Here is a 21,364-nt window from a genome sequence, read left to right on the forward strand (position 1 = left end):
ATTTTGCATGACCACGAAGCTTGACCAGGTGCTCTACACCGCCCAGACCCACACCACCGGCGGCCGCGACGGCCAGGCCAAATCCAGCGACGCACGCCTGAATGTCACGCTGAGCTCGCCCGGCACGACCGGCAACGGCACCAACCCCGAGCAGCTGTTTGCCGCCGGTTACTCGGCCTGCTTCATCGGCGCGCTGAAGGCCGTGGCCGGCATGCAGAAAATCACCCTGCCGGCCGACGTCAGCATCGACGCCAGCGTGGACCTGGGCAAGATTCCCAATGGCTATGGCATCGCCGTCCGCCTGGACATCTCCCTGCCCGGCATGGAAGCTGCCGCAGCGCAGGCGCTGGTCGATGCCGCCCACCAGGTCTGCCCGTACTCCAACGCCACGCGCGGCAACATCGACGTGACGCTGACGCTGAAATAAGCGCGCACCCAGGGCCGCGCCCAAGGCCCGCCGGTTTTGCAGCCGGCGGGCTTTTTTGCGCCTGCCGCCCTTGAAGCCCGGCCCCCGGTGGCGCGACAATCAAGCATGACCCAATACAACAAGGCGGCTGCGGCGCGCCACGACATCCATGTCTACGAACACCTGACGCCCGACGTGGTGCTGGACGCGCTGGCCAGCGTCGGCCTGCTGGGCGACGGCCGCCTGATGGCGCTGTCCAGCTATGAAAACCGGGTGTACCAGGTGCATCTGGAAAGCCCGGTCGGAAGTGCGGAACTGGCCGGCGACATCGTGGTGGTCAAGTTCTACCGGCCCGACCGCTGGAGCGACGCGCAGATCCTGGAAGAGCATGGGTTTGCCGCCGAACTGATGGCCGCCGAGATTCCCGTGGTCGGCGCGCTGGAACTGAACGGCACGACGCTGAACCATTTCAAGGGCTTCAGCTTCAGCGTGTCGCCCAGCCGTGGCGGCCGGCGGCCGGAGCTGGACAACCTGGACGTGCTGGAATGGATAGGCCGCTTCCTGGCGCGCATCCACACCGTGGGCGCGGCCCGGCCTTTCGTACATCGCCCGGCGCTGAATCTGCAGACTTTCGGCCATGCCTCGCGCGATGTCCTGCTGGCGGGCGGCTACCTGCCGCTGGACATGGAATCGCGCTGGCACCAGGCCTTCGACGAAGCCATGACCGTCGCCCAGGGCGTGTTTGACAGCGTTCCCCATGCGCGCCAGCTGCGCCTGCATGGCGACTGCCACCCCGGCAACATTTTGTGGACGCCCGAAGGCTTACCACTGGCCGGCCCGCATTTTGTCGATCTGGACGATGCGCGCAGCGGCCCGGCGGTGCAGGATTTGTGGATGCTGCTGTCGGGCGACCGGCCCCAGCAGCTGCGCCAGCTGGGCGCGCTGGTCGATGGCTACGACGAGTTCGGCGAATTCGACCGGCGCGAGCTGGCGCTGATCGAGCCGCTGCGCACGCTGCGCCTGGTGCATTACAGCGCCTGGCTGGCGCAGCGCTGGCACGACCCGATTTTCCCGATCAACTTCCCGTGGTTTGGCTCCAGCGACTACTGGAAAGGCCAGGTGGACATGCTGATTGAACAGACCGAGGCCATGCAGGCGGCGCCGCTGGTCGCCTGAAGCCGCCTGGCCCCGTGCACGGCGGTGCAGGGGAAGGAATGGCACCAGGCGGTTTGCAGCGACCCGGCAACACGGCGTTTGCTGACACGGTCGAGCTGCAGGCCGCCCTAGGATGGCTACTCTTCCCTACTGGAGCCTTGATGCCCTCCCCATTCCCGATTTCGCGCCGGCCGCTGCTGGCCTGGCTGGCCGCAGGCGCTGCCACGGCGGCTTTTCCCTCATTCGCCGCGCAGCACCGCAAGCCGGCCAGCGCGCTGACCGGCGCGGCGCTGATGGAGCGCGTCAATGCAGACACCGGCATGCCGGCGCTGGCCCAGGGCGCGCGCGGCGATGCCGTGCTGCGTGCGCAGGTCCTGCTCGACCATGCCTGGTTTTCTCCGGGCGAGATCGACGGCGCCTTTGGCGCCAACATGCGCCGCATGGTGGCGGCGTTCCAGACGGCGAACCAACTGAAATCAACTGGCCGCATCGACGCAGGCACCTGGAAAGCACTGGCCGGCGATGCGCCTGCGCCGGTGCTCAGCGAGTACACGCTCACCGCCGAGGATGCCGCCGGCCCCTTCGACAAGCTGCCCGCCGACACGATGAAGCGCGCCGAACTCAAGCGGATGGGTTTTGAATCGGTCCAGGAAGCACTGGGTGAAAAATTCCATTGCAGCCCGAAGTGGCTGCAAACCGTGAACCGGGGCAGCACGTTCAAGACCGGCGACAAGATCATCGTTCCCACGCCCGGCCCCGAGAAAGCGCCGGCCAGGGCCGCGTCGATCCGCATCGACAAGTCCGGGCATGTGCTGTTCCTGCTCGACAAGGACGCGCTGCCGGTGGCGGCCTTTCCGATCAGCATGGGCGGCGCGTCCGATCCGCTGCCGGTCGGCCGCATGGAAATCAAAAACGCCGCCAAAGACCCGGTGTTCACCTTTGACCCGACGCTGCTCAAGGGCAGCAAGAAAACCGATATCAAGGCCGATATCGCGGCCGGGCCGAACAACCCGGTCGGCGTGTACTGGCTGGGCCTGAGCAAGCCGCACTGGGGCATCCACGGCACGCCGGACCCGGAGCGCGTCGGCTGGTCCGAATCCAACGGCTGCATCCACCTGACCAACTGGGATGTGCTGCGCGTGGCGAAGGCGGTCAAGGTCGGGTTTGCGGTGGATGTCCATGCCTGAGCATGGGGTGGCCCGCCGAAGCATGAGCCGGCGCCTAGCCGCGCTGCTTTGCCTGGCCTGGGCGGGCAGCGCCCTGGCCGCTGCCCCGGCGGGTGTTTCAGACGGGGCTGCCACCGGCATGCCGGCCGAGCCGCCGGTCCTGCTGCTGCCGGTGCAGGGCATCACCGCGAGCGACTTGCGCGACACCTTTGGCGATGGCCGGGACGGCGGCCAGCGCGGCCACGAGGCCATCGACATCCTCGCGCCCACCGGCACGCCGGTGCTGGCGGTGGACGACGGCCGCATCGTCAAGCTGTTTTTGAGCCAGCCCGGCGGCATCACGGTGTACCAGTTCGACCCGAGCGGGCGATTTGCTTACTACTACGCGCACCTGGAGCGCTATGCCGACGGGCTGGCCGAGGGCCAGGCGGTGCGGCGCGGCAGCGTGCTCGGCTATGTCGGCGCGACCGGCAATGCCAGGGCAGACGTGCCGCACCTGCATTTCGCCATTTTCCGGCTCGGTCCGGAAAAGCAGTGGTGGAAAGGCGAGCCGGTCAACCCCTTCCCCTACCTGGGCGGCAAGCCGCCCTGAGCGCCGGTCTGGAGCGTCACCCAAAGCGCGCAAAGCGCATGGCAGTTTTTGCTATTTTATTCATAGCTGCTTGCGCATACCAGTAGTGCGCAAGCAGCCTATTTGATGCCAAAAAACCGTTTACTGTTCAAAACGAAGCTGCCTTGAGCGCGAAGCCGCAGGCAGCGCAGTCACGGCCAAGGCAGGGCAACGACCTGCCGGCTTTAAATGGAATCACCAGTTGCGCACGCGGCCGGTGTCCAGGTGCACGAACTGGTCGCGCGGGTAAAAACCCACGCCGCCCGCGTTCAGCGACAAGGCCGCCTGGTGCAGATCGGCCAGCGGCACGCCGGGCAGGCGAACGTCAATCGCGCGGCCTTCCATGTGCAGGCTTTTGGTCGCCACGCCGCCGCTGCGCGTCTGGCGCAGGCGGCTGTTGGTGGCCGGACAGCGGTAGCCCGAGATCACCTCGAACGCGCCCTTGCTGCCCAGCGCCTGCTGCACCCGATACAGCAGGTCGAACACCTGCGGGTCGATCACGCCGATGTCGCCGGTGTAGTGGTCGCGCAGGAAGCGGTTGAGCCAGCCCAGCGCCTGCGGCACATAACGCTCGCCGCTGGCATACACCAGGTCGATCTTCTCGTGGGTATGCGTGTGTACCAGCGCCAGGCCGCGCGCGTCGGGCACGGAAGCCCAGGCAGCGGGCGCGGCCAGTGCCGGCAGGGCGGCGGCGGCAAATCCAGCTGTCTGGCGCAGGAAGTGGCGGCGGGCGGGGGTCTTGGGATGGGTCATGGGGCGTCTCCGTAGAGGGTTGGCAGCGTTTGCGAATGCTGGCGCAGGGCAGCGTCGAGCAGCCGGTCCAGCCCGTAGAGGTCGTCAAAGAAAAAGGTGCGGCCGTCCTTGACCAGCGTGGTGCCGTAGGCAATCAGCACCGGCACCGGCTCGGGCAGCCTGAGCGTGGCCGACTGGCCACGGCTCATCGCCGTGCGGATGCGCTCGTCGGTCCAGTCCGGCATGTTCTTCAGAACGAATTTGGCCAGTTCCACCGGATGCTCGACACGGATGCAGCCGTGGCTGAAATCGCGCCGGTCGCGCTGGAACAGTTCGGTGGCCGGCGTGTGGTGCAGGTAGATGTTGTCGCGGTTCGGGAACACGAACTTGATGTCGCCCAGCGCGTTTTTCGGCCCCGGCCGCTGGCGGATGCGCGCCTTGCCGGCCAGCACGGCGTCCAGCAGGCCGGCCGACACCGTCCGGTCCACGCGGCCGCCGTTTGATACGAATTCCATCTCCTGGCGCGCCAGATAACCGGGGTCGCGCCTCAGCCGGGGAACGATCTCGGCGCGGGCGATGGACGGCGGCACGTTCCAGTACGGGCTGAACTCGATGAAACGCATGTCCTCGTCGAACAGCGGCGTGCGCGTGTCCAGCGCCTTGCCGACGACGATCTTCATTTCTTCCTGTACCTGGATGCGGCCGTCCTGTACTTCGTAGGCGCGCAGCACGAACTCGGGAATGTTCACGACGATCATGCGCGGACCCTGCATCAAGGGCGTCCAGCGCAGCCGCTCCAGGGCCAGTTCGATCTGGCGCGCGCGGGCAGCGGGCGTCACCTGCAGCTGCGCCAGCGTGGTTTTGCCGATCACGCCGTCGGCGGCCAGCCCATGGCGCAGCTGAAAGGCCTTGACCGCCCCGACCAGCGGCTCGTCGTAGCGCGCCGCCGGTTGCGCCAAGCCGGGCGGCAGGTCGCCCAGATCAGCCAGCCGCTCGGCCAGCGGAGCCAGAGCCGCATACGCCTGACCCGGCGCCAGCTTGGGCGACTTGCCGCCCGGCAGCGGCGGCAGGGGCTGGCGCCAGGCCGCATGGTCGATGCGCGCGCGGTAGGCGGCCAGCGCCTCGCGCAGGCTGCCGTAGATCGGCAGGCGCGGCGCGGCCTCCAGCGCCGCGTCACCAAGCCGTCCGGCCGCCAGCGCGGCCTGCAGGTAGGCGCCGGCATCAAAGGGCTCGCGCTGCGGCGGGCTGAAGTTGTGATGGATCTTTTGCGGATCGACGCGGCCCGAGTGGACGTCGGCCAGGTAGCGCTCCATCGCCGTGTTCAGCGCCTGCTCTAGGAGCGCCATCGCGGCGGCGTCAAGCGGTGAACCCCGTGCAGCCCCGGCAATCGACCGTCCCAGCGCGGCGGCGCTGTAGTCCTGCGGCGCCAGGCCGTGGCTGGCGGCGGCGGCCAGCACGGCCACCGCCTCATGCGCCTGGGCGCCGGGTCGGTCGCCATCGAACCACGGCAGCCCCTGCGCCGCCATGGCGGTGCCGCAGAACAGCCACAGCACAAGGGCCGCGCGGCCAAGGAGCGAGGACAGGCAGTTCTTCATGTTCATCGTCCATTATCGGCCGCTGCAGAAGGGCAGGCTGCGTGCCCGCCAAGGCGAAGAAACCGACCGCACGCCTTCATGCCACAAACGAAAAAAGTCCCGCAGGCAAAACCGGCGGGACTTTCGGCAGGCGACCCGTCCGGGTCAGCATGCAGGCGTTACGGCGTTACGCGCCTTACACCAGCAAGGCATTCACCCGGCGCACATAGGCCGCCGGATCAGCCGGCATGCCGCCTTCGGCCAGCAGCGCCTGGTCGAACAGGATGTTGGCCAGGTCATCGAAACTGGCCGATTCGCTGCTCGCTTCGAGTTTTCTCACCAGCGGGTGCTGGGCATTGACTTCCAGGATCGGCTTGCTTTCCGGCACGGCCTGGCCGGCCTGCTTGAGCATGCGCGCCAGCTGCGTGGACATGTCGCCGTCCTGCACCACCAGACAAGCCGGTGAATCGACCAGCCGCGAGGTGGCGCGAACGTCGGAGGCCTTGTCCTTGAGCGCTTCCTTGAGCTTGTCCAGGATCGGCTTGAATTGCGTCTGCGCTTCCTCGGCGGCCTTTTTCTCGTCCTCGTCCTGCAGCTTGCCCAGATCGACCGCGCCCTTGGCGACCGACTGCAGCGGCGTGCCGTCGAACTCGTTGAGGTAGTTCAGCGCCCATTCATCGACCCGGTCGGCCATCAAGAGCACTTCGATGCCCTTCTTGCGGAAAATTTCCAGCTGCGGGCTGCTCTTGGCGGCGGCCAGCGTGTCGGCGGTGATGTAGTAGATCGCGTCCTGGCCGTCCTTCATGCGCGCCTTGTAGTCGGCAAAACTCACGCTGGTGGTATCTAGGGTCGAGCTGGCAAAGCGCAGCAGCTTGGCCAGGCGCTCGCGGTTGGCGAAATCCTCGCCCAGGCCTTCCTTCAGGACCGCGCCGAACTCGGCGTAGAAGGTCTTGAACTTTTCCGGCTCGTTGTTCGCCAGGTCCTCGATCATCGACAGCACGCGCTTGGTGCAGCCTTCGCGGATCGCCTTGACGGCGCGGCTTTCCTGCAGCAGCTCGCGCGAGACGTTCAGCGGCAGGTCGGACGAATCGACCACGCCTTTCACAAAGCGCAGGTAGGTCGGAAGCAGCGCCTGGGCGTCGTCCATGATGAAGACGCGCTTGACGTAGAGCTTGACACCAGCAGCCTTGTCGCGCTGGTACAGATCCATCGGCGCCTTGGACGGGATGAACAGCAGCTGGGTGTATTCGGTCGAGCCTTCCACGCGGTTATGGGTGCTGGCCAGCGGCGCTTCCTGGTCGTAGCTGATCTGCTTGTAGAACTCGTCGTACTGCTCGGGTGTGATGTCTTTCTTGGCGCGCGTCCACAGCGCGGCGGCCTGGTTTACCGTTTCCCATTCGCCGGTCTTCACCATCTCGCCGGGCTGGTCGTTCTCGCCGTCCTTCCACTCTTCCTTTTCCATCTGGATCGGCAGCGAGATGTGGTCGGAATACTTGTTGATGATGCTTTTGAGCTTCCAGGCGTTCAGGTAGTCGCTGGACTCGTCCTTCAGGTGCAGCGTGACGCTGGTGCCGCGCTCGGCGCGCTCAATCTCGCTGACCTCGAACTCGCCCGTACCGTCGCTGACCCAGCGCACGCCGTGGGCAGCCGCCAGGCCGGCGCGACGGCTTTCCACCGTGATCTTGTCGGCGACGATGAAGCCCGAATAAAAGCCGACGCCGAACTGGCCGATCAGCTGCGAGTCGTTTTTCTGGTCGCCCGACAGCTTGGACACAAAGTCGCGCGTGCCGCTCTTGGCGATGGTGCCGAGGTGGTCAATCGCTTCCTGCTGCGACATGCCGATGCCGTTGTCGGCAATGGTCAAGGTCTTGGCGGCCGCGTCGAAGCTCACGCGCACCTTCAGTTCGCTGTCGTTTTCGTACAGGCCGGCATCGTTCAAGGCTTCAAAACGCAGCTTGTCGCAGGCGTCCGAGGCATTGGAGACTAGCTCGCGCAAAAAAATGTCGGGGTTGGAATACAGCGAATGGGTGACGAGCTTGAGCAGCTGGGCGACTTCGGCCTGGAAGGAAAGGGTTTGTTTGCTCATTATGGAATTGAAGGTTTGACAATTGAAAAACAAAAACTGGCGCCCCTGAACAGGTCGCATGGACTCTCAATTATGGGCGATGCCCCGTTTTTCCAGCGCCATTGCTTTTGCATCGAAAAAGATCGGGCTTTGTGATGTTTCAGCTGAGCGCAAGGTCGGAACGAACTTGTTTCAATACTGTTACAAGTTTCAGAAAAAATCCGGCTAACGCACCCCAAAGGCGTTTGATTACGATATGTTACACAAAGCCGCCACCAGGGATTCCCCTTTCAGCGCCAGGAAACAAAATCGAACAAAGCTATTTATCGCCAAAAATGACGCAAAAACTCCGCATTTCAGTCGGTAATTGCGTGATTTTTGGCACGTTTTCATATAAACCGGTCCGGCATTCATTAATGAATTTATATACATAAAAAACACTTGGACATACAATTAGATAACGTTTAGATACTCCTTTTTTGCGGACGCATCAAACGGATTGACCACGCATTCGCAGTATCTTTTTTGACTCAAGGACGAAAAAAATGAAATTCAATAAACTCGGTCTCGTCGGCGCCCTCTGCGTCGCCGGCTTCCTGGGCAACACTTCCGCGCTGGCGGCTGATACCGCGAACGTTGCAGTATCAGCAACGGTCACCGGAACCTGCAAGTTCAACAGCGGCGGTGCAATCGCGTTCACGCTTGATCCAAATTCTGCCGCTGCCGCCGCCGGAACGGTGACAAGCCCTATTTTCTGGTGTACCAAAGGAGCGGCTTACACGGTCACCGGCAACGATGGTGCGAATTCAGTTACTGCGGGTGCCCGCCGCATGAAGCACGCCAGTCTGACCGAGTACATTCCATACTCCTTCTCCTATACGGCTACCGGAACCGGCACAGGCAAGACCACTCCGATCACCCTGACGCTAAGCTCGGCATCAGTTGCGAATACCGATTTTGTCAACGCATCCGCCGGCAGCTACGCCGATACTGTCGTCCTGTCAATCACCCCCTGATACCCGAACGTACTGCCGCATTCACGGCACCGCCCAAGTACGGTACGACCAAGCGGACGGGACAGCTTATGCCACGCCGCAATTCACCACGATCCACCACGCCAGCCCGACTGGGGTGGTGTTTTTTTTTCGCTCCGCTCCTGCTCGGCGCTGCTACCCCTGCGTACGCTGCCGACAGCAGCACCGTCTCTGTTGGTGCTACCGTGCTGTCGAACAACAATTGCAAGTTCAGAGCGCCAGGGTCCGCGACCCTGGCCTTTGGCAACATCGACCCGTCGAGCAACATCAACGCTACGGCTTCGGCTACGCTGACCATCCGATGCGGCGGTGCATCGCCCCTTGTTTCGTATGCGCTCAGCCATGACAGCGGACTTTACAAGACCGGCGTGAATCTCAACCGCATGAAGCACGCGACGCTGAACGAGTATCTTCCTTATGCGTTGACACTGACGCCCTCATCCGGGACGATCGCCAAGAACGCGGATCAGACCATCACCCTCTCCAGCTCGGTCACGCCGGCCAGTTTCCAGAATGCGGCCATGGGCGCGTATGCCGACACCGTTGTCATTACACTGAGTCCCTGACGCAATCTCCGCAGCGGGGTGCGCGGACACCGGCTCCGCCCAACGAAGAAATCAATGTCCCCGTTCAAAATCCAAACCCTCCACCGGCTTGGAGGTCTTCTCCTCGCGCTTGCCGTCCTGACACCGGCCGGGGCGGGGCAATTCGGTGTGTCACCGATCCGGATCGAGCTTGACCGCGGCGCCAGGAGCGGCGCCATCACTGTCGCCAACGACGAGCAGGCCGACTCGCTGCGCGTGCAGTTGCGGCTGTTCGAATGGACGCAGGACGCGACCGGCAAGGACGACTACCGCGAAGCCGAGGATCTGATCTATTTTCCGCGCTTGATGACGCTGGAAAAGGGCGAGCAGAAGCTGGTGCGCGTCGGCCTGCGCACGCCAACCCTCGAACGCGAGAAAACCTACCGCCTGTTCATCGAGGAACTGCCAGCTCCGCCCACGCCCGGCGGCGCCCGGGTGGCGATTGCCGTGCGCTTTGGCGTGCCAATTTTCGTCAAGCCGGCCAAGGAAGAGATTCGCGGCGAAATTGAAAAGCTCGACATGGCAAAAGGCGTTCTGCGGGTCGGCGTGCGCAACAGCGGCAACGCGCACTTCACCATCAAGTCGATCACGGCCGCCTCTGGCGAGGCTTTCTCCAAGGAAACACCGGGCTGGTACCTGCTGGCCGGGGCCGCGCGCGAGTACGCCATCGAGTTGCCAGCTTCAGCCTGCACAAAGCTCAAGCAGATCGATGTCACCATGAAGGCAGACCAGCTCGAACTCAAGGGAACGCTGGACGTCAATGCCTCGATGTGCGGACCTTGAGGGGAAGGCGCTGTTGCCCGAAGGCGGACGGATGGCAAGCACGGGGGCATGGGCCTGGCCCAGAACCGCCGCCGCAATAGCTTGCGCCCTGCCGCTTGTCGTCGGCGCGGCATCGCCAGGCGGGGGGGAATTGACGGCCGACGACCTGAAGCCGGCCAGCGAACTCACCCGCCCGACCGGGAGCCCGCCCCGGATGCCGGCCCCCGCCGGCGGCCAGCTACTCATTGTCGAGATCCACCTGAATGGCGTGCGCAAGGGCGAATTCACCGTCATGGAGGCGCCTGGCGAAGACTTTCTCGTCGATGAATCCGACCTCAAGGACATGGGCGTGCAGCCGCCTTACGGCGCGCCGGTTGCGGTGGAAGGGCAAGCGCGTTTTTCCCTGCGCGCGCTGCAGGCGAGCGAGCTGCGTTTCGACGAAGCGAAGCTGGCGCTGTTCGTGACCTTGCCGCCGGAGCGGCTGCCCAAAAAAACCCTCGACCTGCAGCCGGGGCGAGCGCAACGCGTGCTGGAGCCGCGCGACAACAGCGCCTTTTTCAACTACCGCACCCTCTACTCTGGCGACAATGCGGGCGGGCCAAACAACCTGACGCTGTCCACCGAACTGGGCGCGCGCGCGGGCGACTTCCTGCTGCGTTCCGAATCGGCCCACGCGCGCGGCGCCGGCCTGCGCCAGGACATCCGCTACGGCACCAGCCTGACCCACGACGACAGGCGCACGCTGCAGCGCTGGACGCTCGGGGACTTCAGCGCCGCCTCCGGTGATCTGGGCGCTTTCCTCAGTCTGGGCGGCATCAGCTTTTCCAAGTCCTACCAGATCGACCCCTATCTGATCCGGCAGCCGATGGCCAGCTTCGTGGGCAACATCACGTCCCCGGCACAGGCGGAGATTTATCTGGACGGCGTGCGGATCCGGACCGAGACGCTGCAGCCGGGCCAGTTCGCGCTGCGCAACCTGAATTATTACGGCGGCCAGCGCGAGGTCTCCGTCGTCATCCGCGACCGCTTCGGACGGGAACAGACCCTTGTCTATCCCTTTTATTTCACCGACACGAATCTGCGCGAGGGCTTGCACGACTACAGCTACAACCTCGGCTTTCAGAGAGAAAACCTGGGCATCGCCAGCAACGACTACGGCCGGCTGGCGCTGTCGGCTTTTCATCGCTACGGCATCAGCGACAGCCTGACGCTCGGAGGCCGGGGCGAAGCCGAACCAGGCCGCTTCAATCTGGGCGCCACCGCAGCCTTGCGCCTGGACAACATCGGTGTCGTTTCCGGCAACCTGTCGGCAGGGCGCAACCCGGCTGGCAGCGGCTGGGCCGGCGTCGCCCGCTACACCTACCAGGCCCGCCATTTCAACGGACAGGCCGAACTCAGGCGCACCTCGCCGCATTACGAAACGGTCGGACAGGCCGCTGCGGCAGACCGTCCAAAAACGGAACTGAGCGTCGGCGCCAGCTACGGCACTGCGCTGATCGGCAGCCTGAACGTCGGTTGGCGCCAGCTGCGGCAGTACCAGGGCGGCGATCAGCGCAGCGTATCCCTGGGCTACTCGCGCACACTGTTCGGCGCGCTCAGCGTGCTGGCTTCGGTCAGCCGGGTGACGGGCGCCCTGCTCACCGCACCTTCGACTAATTTTTTCCTGGCGCTCACCTACAGCCCGAAGCGCAATGTCACGACGAACTTCTTCCACAGCCAGCGCGACGGCAGCACCCGCGACGTGGTGCAGTTCGGCAGCAACGTGCCGGTCGGCGAAGGTTTTGGCTATCGCATGGTCGGCGAGCGCAGCAGCAACGACGGCCTCGGCGACGGCTACCGTTTCGCGCCATCGCTTCAATACAATGGACCGCATGGCGTTTACACGGCGGACCTCGTATCCAACCGCAGCCCGGGCGGCGCCTCGCAGCAAGCGTACCAATTGGGCATCGGTGGCGGCATTGCGTATGTGGGCGGCGCGCTTGCCTTCTCGCGGCCCGTCACGGACAGTTTCGGCATCGTCAAGGTCGGAGAGCTGCAGGGCGTGCGCGTCTATCACAGCGCGCAGGAAATCGGCCGCACCGATGCGGCGGGAAGGGTTTTCCTGCCCAACCTCGGATCGTATGTGGCCAACCGCGTGGCCATCGACGACCGCGACATCCCGATCGACTATGTGATCGCCGACAAGGAATTGAACCTCTCGCCGCCTCTGCGCAGCGGCTCGGTCATCCGCTTCGATGTCATGCGCATCCAGGCGATCACCGGCCGGCTTGCCGTCCGGATCGCCGGCCAGGCGCAGGCAGTTGAATACATTGACCTGTTCGTCATGATTGACGGCAAGGAGACGGTCACCCCGACCGGCCGGGGCGGCGAGTTCTACATCGAGAACCTGAAGCCGGGGCGTCACGCCGCCCGTTTCACGCTTGGCGAGCGGCGCTGCGCCTTTGAACTGACGGTGCCGCCATCGCAGGAAATGCTCATCGACCTCGGAGAACAGCATGTTTGCCAATTCGACCATTAGGACCGCTGCATGGATGGCACTGTCGCTCGCGTCCGGCGCGGGAAACGCCACCACGATGTGCTCGCTGGCCATTGGCGACGTAGTATTCGGAAGCTATGACGTTTTCAACGTCACCAGCCTCGACACCGATGCGACCGTCAACGTGACCTGCAGCCGGGAAGGCGGACCGCAGAACATCAACGTCACCATCGCCATCGGCCCCGGCGCCCATGGCGGCTCCACCGCCAGCCGGAAAATGAAGATGCCCGGTGGCGACCTCCTCGACTACAACCTGTTCAGGGATGCCGGCAGGACCAGCGTCTGGGGCCAGGTTCCCGGGCTTGATGCCTTCACGCGGACGCTGGCGGTGCCGAACAAATCGTCGGCGCAATTGAGCGTGATGATTTTCGGCCGTATCCCGGCCGGCCAGGATGTGCTCAAAGGTACATACGCCGACAACGTCGTGCTGACGGTGATGCCCTAGCCTTACTGTGTCAGCAAATGAGCCGGCTGTTTTGCTTCCACAGGAATGGAAATTGAAGCGCCATGAAAGCCCTCAAGGGGGTTTGTGCCGCAAGACAACTGCCAGGTCGCTGTCAGCTTGTCGCTGGCGAGCGCTCGGGGCAGCGTGCCGGTGGCCTTGACACGGATGCGCCGCGCTCTGGGTCGGGCGCGGTGCAAGGCCCGGAAGCTGCGCCGGGAACCGGGCAACGAACTCGTCAGCGTCAAAGCGCTGGCCATGAGCCTGCAGGCCAGGCAGCGCGTCCCCCGGGCGACAAGGGCGACTCGTCCAGCTGGTCAAAATTCCTGCCATGGGAACACTTTATTTGGTACGCCACGGCCAGGCTTCGTTTGGCGCCGATGACTACGACGTGCTCAGTCCGCTCGGGCACCGGCAGAGTGTGCGGCTGGGTGAGTATTTCAGGAGCAAGGGACTGCGCTTCGAGGCCGCGCTGACCGGCACGCTGAACCGCCAGGTGCAGACGTTTGCCGGCATCTGCGAAGGCATGGGTGCGGCGTTTGCAGACAGCACGGTAGCGGCAGACAGGGCGCCGGCGGGCGTCCTGCCGCATCTGTCCTGGCCCGGCCTCAACGAATACGACAGCGCCGCCGTGATTGGCGCGATTCATCCGTATCCGCTGGCCAGGCCCGACACGCCCGAGTTGTACCGGCATCACTTTCGCCTGCTCAAGGACGGCCTGGCGCAATGGATGGCCGGCGTGGTCAGCCCGCGCGGCATGCCGGACTACAACGGCTTTGTCGCCGGCATCACCGGGGCGCTGGAACACATCCGCACGCACTACCAGGGCGACGTGCTGCTGGTGTCCAGCGGCGGGCCGATTGCGACGGCGGTGGGCCACGTGCTGGGCACCAGCCCGGAGGCCATGATCGAGCTGAACCTGGGCATCCGCAACTGCTCGGTCACCGAATTTGCCTTCAGCCCGAGGCGCCACCGGCTGCAGACCTTCAACACGCTGCCGCATCTCGATGCGCCCGAATATGCCGGCTGGGTGACCTACGCCTGACCAGGCCAGCTGCCGGTTCGCGGAACCGCTCGGGGGCATCCGGTTCACCCGCCAAAAGCCGATTTAGCTATGAATTAAATAGCTGCAACTGCACGCCCCGCTTGCGGAAACACCATTTTTTATCACTATTTCCCGCCGAAAAGCCCTTGTTCGTCTTCAGCGCGCCGCCGTCCCGCTGACACGCCAGACCGTGTTGCCGACATCGTCGGCCACCAGCAGCGCGCCGCGCTTGTCGATGGCCACGCCGACCGGGCGTCCATGGGCCTTTTCGTCGGCGCTCAAAAAGCCGGTCAGCACATCGACCGGCAGGCCGGACGGCTGGCCATTGACGAACGGCACGAACACCACCTTGTAGCCGCTCAAGGGCTTGCGGTTCCACGAACCATGCAGGCCGACGAAGGCGCCGCTGGCCAGCGCCGGCGTCAAGGCATTGCCTTCTGAAAAAGCCAGGCCCAGCGGCGCCACGTGCGAGCCCAGCGCATAGTCGGGCCGGATGGCCTGGGCGACCAGGTCGGGCCGGGTCGGCTTGACGCGCGCATCGACGTTCTGGCCGTAGTAACTGTAGGGCCAGCCGTAGAAAGCGCCGTCCTTCACCGACGTGAGGTAGTCGGGCACCAGGTCGCTGCCGATCTCGTCGCGCTCGTTCACCACCGTCCACAAGGCGCCCGTTCCCGGTGCCCAGCCCATGCCGTTGGGGTTGCGCAGGCCGCTGGCAAACAGGCGCTTTTGTCCGGTCTGGAGATTGACCTCCCAGATCGCGGCGCGCCCGGCTTCGGCCTCCATGCCGTTTTCGCCGACATTGCTGTTGGAGCCGACCGTTGCAAAGAGCTTGCTGCCGTCCGGGCTGGCGATGATGTTCTTGGTCCAGTGGTGGTTGATCGGCCCGCCGGGCAGGTCGGTCACCGGCACGGCCGGCGCGGTGATCCGGGTCTGGCCGGTTTCATACGGAAAGCGCACGATGGCGTCGGCATTGGCCACGTACAGGTTGGCGCCGACCAGGGCCATACCGAAGGGCGACGTCAGGCCGTCCAGGAACACCGAACGGGTTTCGGCCACGCCGTCGCCATCAACATCGCGCAGCAGCGTGATGCGGTCGGCGCTGGGCACGCCGGCGCCTGCCCTTTTCATCACCACGCCCATGGCCCAGCCCCGCAGGCTGAAGCCTTTGTCCTTCGGCGGCGGCTTGTTGCTTTCAGCCACCAGCACGTCGCCGTTGGGCAGCACGTAAACCCAGCGCGGATGGTCCAGGTCCCTGGCCAGCGCCGTCACGGCCAGTCCGGCCATGGCGGTCGGCATCGTGCCGTCGGGCCAGCCCTGCGCGGGCGCGATCTTGACGGTCGGAATCAGGCTCGTTGTCGGCTGCGGCAAGACCGGCATGGCGCCCATGCCCTGCGCCGGGTCCAGTTTGGCGGTGTCGGCGCAGGCGGCCAAGCCACCCAGCAGGCCCAGAAACAAGGCGCCAGCGAGCCGCCGGCGGTTATCAAAAGTGCCTGATGGCATGAAAACTCCTTTTAAAAGCAATGGGAAGCCGGCCGCATCACACGGCAAAACCCTTGTCGATACTTTGTCCGCAGCCTGCGCCCGCAGTTATCGGCGGGCGGCGCGGTCGTTTGTCAGCCATTGACCCTGCCCCAGTGCCTGCGCATTGAGCCGCACGGGTGGCAATGGTCAAAATGCCGTGTCGCCCTGCAGCGTATCGGGCGGCAGCTGGTCGATCTCCAGCAGCAGTTGCGCCAGGCTGCGGCCCATGGCGGACAGCAGCGCATGGCCTTTTTCGGCCGTGGCCGCTTGAGCATTGCCGACCGCGCCGTGCGGGTTGTAGTCCTGCATCTGCCAGCCCAGCTTGGCGCTGCGGCCATCGCCCAGGATGCTGAACTTCTCGGCCCGGTCCTGCGAGGTCGAATGAAAATCCTGCGCCTTTGCCATGTCAACCTGGCCCGGCCTGAGCGCCAGCATCATCGAGGTTTCGATCTCGCCGGCATGGATGCCGAAGCGGTGCTCATGCGCGCTGAACCGCGCCGCCACCGAGTCGCCGCGCTCATCAAGCAGCGGCAGGTTGAAGGAATTGACGCTGTACACCAACAGCCCCAATCGGGTGCGCAGGTCGCGCGCCACCACATCCATCAAGCCGACCTGGCCGCCATGCGAATTGAGCAGCACAAGCTTTTTCACGCCCGTGGCCGCCACCGACTCGGCAATTTCCGTCCACAGCCGAAGGATGGTTTCGGCCCTGAGCGTGAGCGTGCCGGCAAAGCGCGTGTGCTCAGGACTGAAGCCGACGGACTGCGTGGGCAAAAACAGCACCGGCAGGCTGGCGGGCAGGTGCGGCAGCGCGCTGGCGATCACGCCATCGACCAGCGTGGCATCGACATTGAGCGGCAAATGCGGGCCGTGCTGCTCGATGGCGGCGACCGGCAGCACCGCAATGCAGCGGGCCAGGTCGAGTTGCGCGAAGTCGGTCGTTTTCAGGTCGGCCCATAGACGGGGCAAGGAAGGAGGTGGGGTCGCATCAAGTGTCATGCGCGTATTTTCAGCGACACCAGCCATTCGTGGGTTCGGCCCGGCCGCAAGCGTCACGCAGCGTGCCGGACTACTTGACCAGCAGCACCGGCACGGGCGACTGGTGCAGCACCCGCTGGGCCACCGAACCCAGCAGCATGTTGCCCACCGCGCCCATGCCGCGCGTGCCCATCACGATCTGGTCCACCTGTCGGTCCTTGGCGGCCCGCACGATCTCATTGGCAATGACGCCGTAAGCCCGGGCGGGCTCGGCCACCCTCAGCCCGGCGGCCCGGGCTTGCTCCATGGCCTTGGCCAGAATGGCATTTTGCTGAATGACCTGCTCGTCCTCGATTTTCTGGATGGTGGCGGCGGTGTAGCTGCCATAAAAAACGGGTTCGGGACTGACGCACAGCAAGACAGCCTCCAGTTCGAGCGACGAGCGGGCCATGCTGCCAACCGCCTCGATGGCCCGGTTGGCATGCTCGGAACCGTCCACTGCAATCAATATTTTCAGCATGCCTACTCCTTTAGTGAGTAAAAACCCCGCACATTACCAGCGCCCGGACAGCAATGCAAGACTGGCAAAGTGCGCCGCCGCCGGCCAAGGCCCCTTGCGAACAAACCTCCTCAGACAGCGTTCTTGCGAAAGTTTTCAACGCCGCCTTTGAGCTTCTCCAGCGAACTGCTGAACGACGCTTTCCCCTGATTCCAGGACTCCACCGTGGCGGCTTTCAACTCCCCCAGGCGCTGCTCGGCCACACGCAGATCGGCTTCGAGTTTTTGCACCTCCTCGCCCAGCTTGGCCTTGGTCTGGGCACTGGCCGCCTCAGCCTTGGCCTTGAATCCGGCAATCGTCACCTTCAGGTCGACCAGCTCTTTTTGCGCGGCCTGCGCGAAGGCCGTGCGTTCGCCCTCCGGGGGACTGGCCTGGCCTGACGTTGCGGGGGCTTTTTGAAGTTCCGGCATGGGCGGCTTGATCTTGTCGCAGGCAACCGACGCGGCGGCCACCGCAAGCACCAGGCCCACGACTGACAAGGATTTTTTCATGATGGATTCCTTTTTCCGGGATGACGATGTCAAGCTGAAATCTAGCCCCGGCCCGGCCGGAACCCTTGAGAAACATCAAGCGCGCACGAGTCAGCGCCAGAAATTTCGCTTCAAGCCGCTGCCGCCGCCTTCTGGATGGCGTCGCGGTGCGATTGCTGGCTGACATGCCGGCCCTGCCGCTCGGACCGGGGCTTGGCGGCGCCAGCCGGCTGGGCGCTGCGATCGGCAGCCAGCAGATCGGCCAGGCAATGCGGACGACCGCGCGCACCGCTGGCGCGGTAATCGGCCCCCAGCGCGGCGCGCACGGCGTCAGCGTCCAGGCCACGGGCTTGCGTCAGGTGGTCAAACAGCAGGTCCACCAGCTTTTCCAGCGCAAACTCATGCGTCTTGCCGGTCGTTTGCCACAGCCAGTCGCAAAAGGCCAGAAAATGATGGAAGGCCGAACCCGCCACGTCGGGACTGTCCCTGAGCAGCAGGCGCAGCGCCGCCGAAAACCGGCCCGAGTTGGCGACCATTTCCCAGTAGCGCGCAAAGCGCCCGATGCGCTGCATCGTCGCAAAGTCAATCGTCGAGGTTTGCAAAATCGTGTACGGCGTCTGCGGGTCGTAGGCCATTGCGAAGTCCACCGTATGCCGGGTGATCGGCGTGCCGCGCAGGCGCTTCAAAATGCCGAACTGGATCTCATGCGGCGCGAGTTCATGCAGGCGGTCAAAGCCGTCAGCAAAGCTTTGCAGCGTCTCGCCCGGCAGGCCGAAGATCAGGTCGGCATGCACATGCGCCCGGCTTTCATTGACCAGCCAGCGCAGGTTGTCGGCGGTTTTCAGGTTGTCCTGCTTGCGCGAGATGCGCTGCTGCACCTCTGGATTGAAGCTCTGGATGCCGACCTCGAACTGCAGCGAACCCGCCGGAAACTGCACGATCAGCGCCTTGAGCCGGTCCGGCAGGCTGTCGGGAACGACCTCGAAATGCACGAACAGGTCGGGTGCCATGCGGTCGATGAAGAACTGCAGGATGCGAACCGAAAAGTCCACCTTCAGATTGAACGTGCGGTCCACGAACTTGAAGTTGCGCGCGCCGCGCCGGTACAGCGCGTCCATCTCGGCCATGAAGCGGTCCAGTTCGAACGCCCAAGCGGTCTTGTCGAGCGAACTCAGGCAGAACTCGCACTTGAACGGGCAGCCGCGCGACGCTTCGACATACAGCAGGCGCTGGGCCAAATCCTCGTCGGTGTATTCGCCATAGGGCAAGGCTAGATCGTCCAAAGGCGGCTGCTCGCCGGCAATCACCTTCATCAGCGGCTGCGGGCCGTCGAGCAGCGCGCGGCACAGCCTGGGAAAACTCACGTCGCCCCAGCCGGTCACGACATGGTCGGCCAGCCGGCAAATGTCCTGCTCGCCGGTTTCAAAGCTGACCTCCGGCCCGCCCAGCACGACCTTGATGTCGGGCCGCAGGGTTTTGAGCAGGCGCACGACCTGCGTGGTTTCGACCACGTTCCAGATGTAGATGCCCAGCCCGATCACCTTGGGGCTGAGCGCCAGCAGGCTTTCCACGATCTGCAAGGGCCGCTGTTGAATCGTGAATTCACGCAACTGCGTCACGGCGCGCAGGCCCGCGCCGCCGTGCAGGTCCATGTTCGCCAGCAGGCAGCGCAGGCCGAGCGAGGCGTGGATGTATTTGGCGTTGAGCGTGGCCAGGACGATGGCGGGCGAGTCGGACGCGTCAGGCGTTTGAGGGGAAGGCATGGCGGCATTATCAAGGACTGAATCTGGAAGCGTTTCATGCGGAAAAGCGCCCATTTTTAGCGCATGCAAATCCGCCAAAATGCAAATATCGTGCTTATTTTTCAGGAGAAATTCATGCAGATTCCGATCCGCAAAATGGGCAACTCCCAAGGCATCCTGATTCCCAAACCCATCTTGAAGCAGCTCGGCCTGGTCGATGTGGCCGACTTGCAGGTCAACGGCAATGTGATCGAGATTCGCCCGCCCCAGCGCAGCCCGCGAGAAGGCTGGGCGCAGGACAGCCAGCGCCTGGCAGCGGCGGGCGACGATGCGCTGGTGTGGCCCGAGCCGGGCAATGAAGGGGATGCGGAGCTGGTGTGGTGAGCCGTCCATCGGTAGCGAGGGGCGATGTCTGGCTGGCCGATCTCGACCCCACGGTCGGTGGTGAAATTCAAACGGCGCGGCCTTGCGTGGTGGTCTCGCCGCCCGAGCTGCACGATTACCTGCGCACCGTGATCGTCGCCCCCATGACCACCGGCTCGCAGCCTGCCGCCTTTCGGATTGGTTTGACGTTTCAGGGCACATCCGGGCTGGTGCTGCAGGACCAGTTGCGCACGCTGGACAAGGTGCGGCTGGTGAAGCGCCTGGGCGCGGTGCATCCGGCGACGCTGCAAAAACTGCTGACGACGCTGCAGTCGGTGTTTGCGCCGGGTTGAGGCGGATTGAGGCGGATTGACGCGTCAGTGCATCAACGCACGGTCACACGCCGACCACCTGAAAGTCGCGCCTGGATTTTTGCTTGCGGCCTTCGACTCAAAGCAACTTCGCGGCAACGGATGATGCCGATACCGTCGCAGGTCCTAAAGGGCCTGACGGTCGGCGTCCACCTTGTCGATCTTTTCATCGGCAATCTCGCGTTCCTCGGCATCCGCCTGGGGTTCGTCGTGCAGCGCAACCGCGTGTGGATCGCGCTGGAGAACCGCTTCGATCGGGAAGTGGTCGGAACCGATGTTCGGCAACCGCGCCATCGTGACCAGCGTGAAATCCGGCGAACAAAAGACATGGTCCAGCGGCCAGCGCAGGAAGGGATAGCGCGCATGAAAGGTGTTGAAAGTGCCGCGGCCAACGCGTGGATCCAGCAAGCCGCTCAGGTGCTGGAACATCCGGGTCGAGGCCGACCACGCCACATCGTTGAGATCGCCCATCACCACCACCGAACGGGCCGGCTTGTCCAGAGACTTCGCCACCAGCAGCAACTCGCCGTCGCGCTCGGCAGAGGTGGCGTTTTCGGTGGGGCTCGGTGGCGCAGGGTGAACGCAGTGCAGGCTGACCAGCCGGCCGGAAGGCAGGCGCACCTTGGCGTGGATCGACGGGACGTCGTCCTCGACCAAAAAGTGCAGTTCCGGATCGACCAGCGGCAGTCGCGAATACAGGTGCATGCCGTAGAGGTTGTCCAGCGGACACTTGACCGAATGCGGGTAATCGGCCTCAAGCGTGTTGAGCTGCTGTTCCCACCACCGGTCGGACTCGACCGTCAGCAGCAGGTCGGGTTTGCGCTGGCGCACCAGCCGCAGCAGGGCCTCAGCCTTGCGGTTGGACATCAGCACATTGGACACAATGACATGCAGCGTGTCCTTCTCGGCAGGCTGCGGGGCGGTGTGGATCTGCTTCGGGAAGAGCGGCGTGTAGGGGGCGATGCGAATGGTCTGGAAAACCGTGCAGGCGGCCAAGCCAACCCACAGCAGCCAGTCGGTCGCCTGCCAGGCATTGCCGATGGCCCCGTAAGCCAGCAGCGTCACCAGGCTGACCACGGTGATCTGGACCCGGGGAAACTCGAAGATGCGCACCCACCAAGCATCGCAGCGCAATAACGGCAGGAGTGTCGAGAGGATGGCCAGACCTGCGGTCAGCGCGACAAGCCAGTGCAGGATCATGTGCAGGGATTTATAGACGACGCATTGGAGCGCCAGATCCGGGAAAGGA

At 64.4% G+C, this 21,364-nt stretch carries 21 protein-coding genes; 12 read left to right on the forward strand and 9 right to left on the reverse strand.

Annotated features, from left to right (window positions below; all coding sequences use genetic code 11):
* Window positions 1-7: 7 nt before the first annotated feature.
* The 4 genes from EC86_RS0114050 to EC86_RS0114065 all read left to right on the forward strand — a co-directional run bounded on the left by EC86_RS0114050 (window position 8) and on the right by EC86_RS0114065 (window position 3,319).
* Window positions 8-427 (forward strand): organic hydroperoxide resistance protein, encoded by a 420-nt coding sequence (locus EC86_RS0114050; protein ID WP_029526316.1) that lies wholly within the window; start codon window positions 8-10, stop codon window positions 425-427.
* Window positions 428-532: 105 nt separating this feature from the next.
* Complete coding sequence (locus EC86_RS0114055; protein WP_029526317.1) at window positions 533-1,582, forward strand: serine/threonine protein kinase; 1,050 nt, start codon at window positions 533-535, stop codon at window positions 1,580-1,582.
* Between the two features lie 140 nt (window positions 1,583-1,722).
* Window positions 1,723-2,748: a L,D-transpeptidase family protein gene (locus tag EC86_RS0114060; protein WP_036772198.1), complete on the forward strand. Its 1,026-nt coding sequence runs from the start codon at window positions 1,723-1,725 to the stop codon at window positions 2,746-2,748.
* A 22-nt stretch (window positions 2,749-2,770) separates the two neighbouring features.
* Entirely contained in the window at window positions 2,771-3,319 is a 549-nt protein-coding gene (locus EC86_RS0114065; protein ID WP_232229887.1) for a M23 family metallopeptidase, read from the forward strand.
* 213 nt (window positions 3,320-3,532) lie between these two features.
* On the opposite strand, the gene EC86_RS0114070 is transcribed toward EC86_RS0114065, so the two are convergent.
* The 3 genes from EC86_RS0114070 to htpG all read right to left on the reverse strand — a co-directional run bounded on the left by EC86_RS0114070 (window position 3,533) and on the right by htpG (window position 7,729).
* A complete protein-coding gene (locus tag EC86_RS0114070; RefSeq protein ID WP_029526320.1) occupies window positions 3,533-4,090 on the reverse strand; it encodes a peptidoglycan L,D-endopeptidase MepK in 558 nt (185 codons plus the stop codon).
* A complete protein-coding gene (locus EC86_RS0114075; protein WP_029526321.1) occupies window positions 4,087-5,670 on the reverse strand; it encodes a L,D-transpeptidase family protein in 1,584 nt (527 codons plus the stop codon). Before EC86_RS0114075 ends, EC86_RS0114070 begins: the two co-directional genes overlap by 4 nt.
* Before the next feature lie 169 nt (window positions 5,671-5,839).
* On the reverse strand, window positions 5,840-7,729 hold the full coding sequence (gene htpG, locus EC86_RS0114080; RefSeq protein WP_029526322.1) for a molecular chaperone HtpG: 1,890 nt from the start codon (window positions 7,727-7,729) through the stop codon (window positions 5,840-5,842).
* 524 nt (window positions 7,730-8,253) lie between these two features.
* On the opposite strand from htpG, the gene EC86_RS0114085 reads away from it, so the two are divergent.
* From EC86_RS0114085 to EC86_RS0114110, 6 genes are all read left to right on the forward strand, one after another.
* Entirely contained in the window at window positions 8,254-8,724 is a 471-nt protein-coding gene (locus tag EC86_RS0114085) for a spore coat protein U domain-containing protein (protein WP_029526323.1), read from the forward strand.
* 68 nt (window positions 8,725-8,792) lie between these two features.
* The gene (locus EC86_RS0114090) at window positions 8,793-9,308 is read left to right on the forward strand and encodes a spore coat protein U domain-containing protein (RefSeq protein WP_084181352.1); all 516 of its coding nucleotides are present in this window, start codon (window positions 8,793-8,795) and stop codon (window positions 9,306-9,308) included.
* A gap of 54 nt (window positions 9,309-9,362) precedes the next feature.
* Complete coding sequence (locus tag EC86_RS0114095; RefSeq protein WP_084181354.1) at window positions 9,363-10,109, forward strand: fimbrial biogenesis chaperone; 747 nt, start codon at window positions 9,363-9,365, stop codon at window positions 10,107-10,109.
* A 130-nt stretch (window positions 10,110-10,239) separates the two neighbouring features.
* A complete protein-coding gene (locus tag EC86_RS0114100; protein ID WP_029526327.1) occupies window positions 10,240-12,606 on the forward strand; it encodes a fimbria/pilus outer membrane usher protein in 2,367 nt (788 codons plus the stop codon).
* Window positions 12,584-13,069: a Csu type fimbrial protein gene (locus EC86_RS0114105; RefSeq protein WP_084181358.1), complete on the forward strand. Its 486-nt coding sequence runs from the start codon at window positions 12,584-12,586 to the stop codon at window positions 13,067-13,069. Before EC86_RS0114100 ends, EC86_RS0114105 begins: the two co-directional genes overlap by 23 nt.
* A gap of 328 nt (window positions 13,070-13,397) precedes the next feature.
* Entirely contained in the window at window positions 13,398-14,111 is a 714-nt protein-coding gene (locus EC86_RS0114110; protein ID WP_029526330.1) for a histidine phosphatase family protein, read from the forward strand.
* A gap of 156 nt (window positions 14,112-14,267) precedes the next feature.
* Here EC86_RS0114110 and EC86_RS0114115 read toward each other — a convergent pair whose 3' ends face one another.
* The 5 genes from EC86_RS0114115 to EC86_RS0114135 form a co-directional block, all read right to left on the reverse strand.
* On the reverse strand, window positions 14,268-15,497 hold the full coding sequence (locus tag EC86_RS0114115) for a PQQ-dependent sugar dehydrogenase (RefSeq protein ID WP_408633920.1): 1,230 nt from the start codon (window positions 15,495-15,497) through the stop codon (window positions 14,268-14,270).
* Between the two features lie 282 nt (window positions 15,498-15,779).
* Window positions 15,780-16,631 (reverse strand): creatininase family protein, encoded by an 852-nt coding sequence (locus tag EC86_RS0114120; protein ID WP_029526334.1) that lies wholly within the window; start codon window positions 16,629-16,631, stop codon window positions 15,780-15,782.
* Window positions 16,632-16,701: 70 nt separating this feature from the next.
* Window positions 16,702-17,130, reverse strand: coding sequence for a universal stress protein (locus EC86_RS0114125; RefSeq protein WP_029526335.1), 429 nt, complete (start codon window positions 17,128-17,130; stop codon window positions 16,702-16,704).
* Between the two features lie 110 nt (window positions 17,131-17,240).
* Entirely contained in the window at window positions 17,241-17,660 is a 420-nt protein-coding gene (locus tag EC86_RS0114130; RefSeq protein ID WP_029526336.1) for a sll1863 family stress response protein, read from the reverse strand.
* 110 nt (window positions 17,661-17,770) lie between these two features.
* A complete protein-coding gene (locus EC86_RS0114135; protein WP_029526337.1) occupies window positions 17,771-19,402 on the reverse strand; it encodes a B12-binding domain-containing radical SAM protein in 1,632 nt (543 codons plus the stop codon).
* 114 nt (window positions 19,403-19,516) lie between these two features.
* Between EC86_RS0114135 and EC86_RS0114140 the strand changes: the two genes are divergently transcribed.
* Together EC86_RS0114140 and EC86_RS0114145 are read left to right on the forward strand one after the other, a co-directional pair.
* Window positions 19,517-19,765: an AbrB/MazE/SpoVT family DNA-binding domain-containing protein gene (locus EC86_RS0114140; RefSeq protein WP_029526338.1), complete on the forward strand. Its 249-nt coding sequence runs from the start codon at window positions 19,517-19,519 to the stop codon at window positions 19,763-19,765.
* A complete protein-coding gene (locus EC86_RS0114145) occupies window positions 19,762-20,097 on the forward strand; it encodes a type II toxin-antitoxin system PemK/MazF family toxin (RefSeq protein WP_029526339.1) in 336 nt (111 codons plus the stop codon). Before EC86_RS0114140 ends, EC86_RS0114145 begins: the two co-directional genes overlap by 4 nt.
* A gap of 144 nt (window positions 20,098-20,241) precedes the next feature.
* Here EC86_RS0114145 and EC86_RS0114150 read toward each other — a convergent pair whose 3' ends face one another.
* Window positions 20,242-21,315 carry an endonuclease/exonuclease/phosphatase family protein gene (locus tag EC86_RS0114150; RefSeq protein ID WP_051675923.1) on the reverse strand — a complete coding sequence of 358 codons (1,074 nt, stop codon included), beginning with the start codon at window positions 21,313-21,315 and terminating at the stop codon, window positions 20,242-20,244.
* Window positions 21,316-21,364 lie beyond the last annotated feature (49 nt).

It is taken from the genome of Polaromonas glacialis (assembly GCF_000709345.1).
GTDB classification, from domain to species: Bacteria; Pseudomonadota; Gammaproteobacteria; order Burkholderiales; family Burkholderiaceae_C; genus Polaromonas; species Polaromonas glacialis.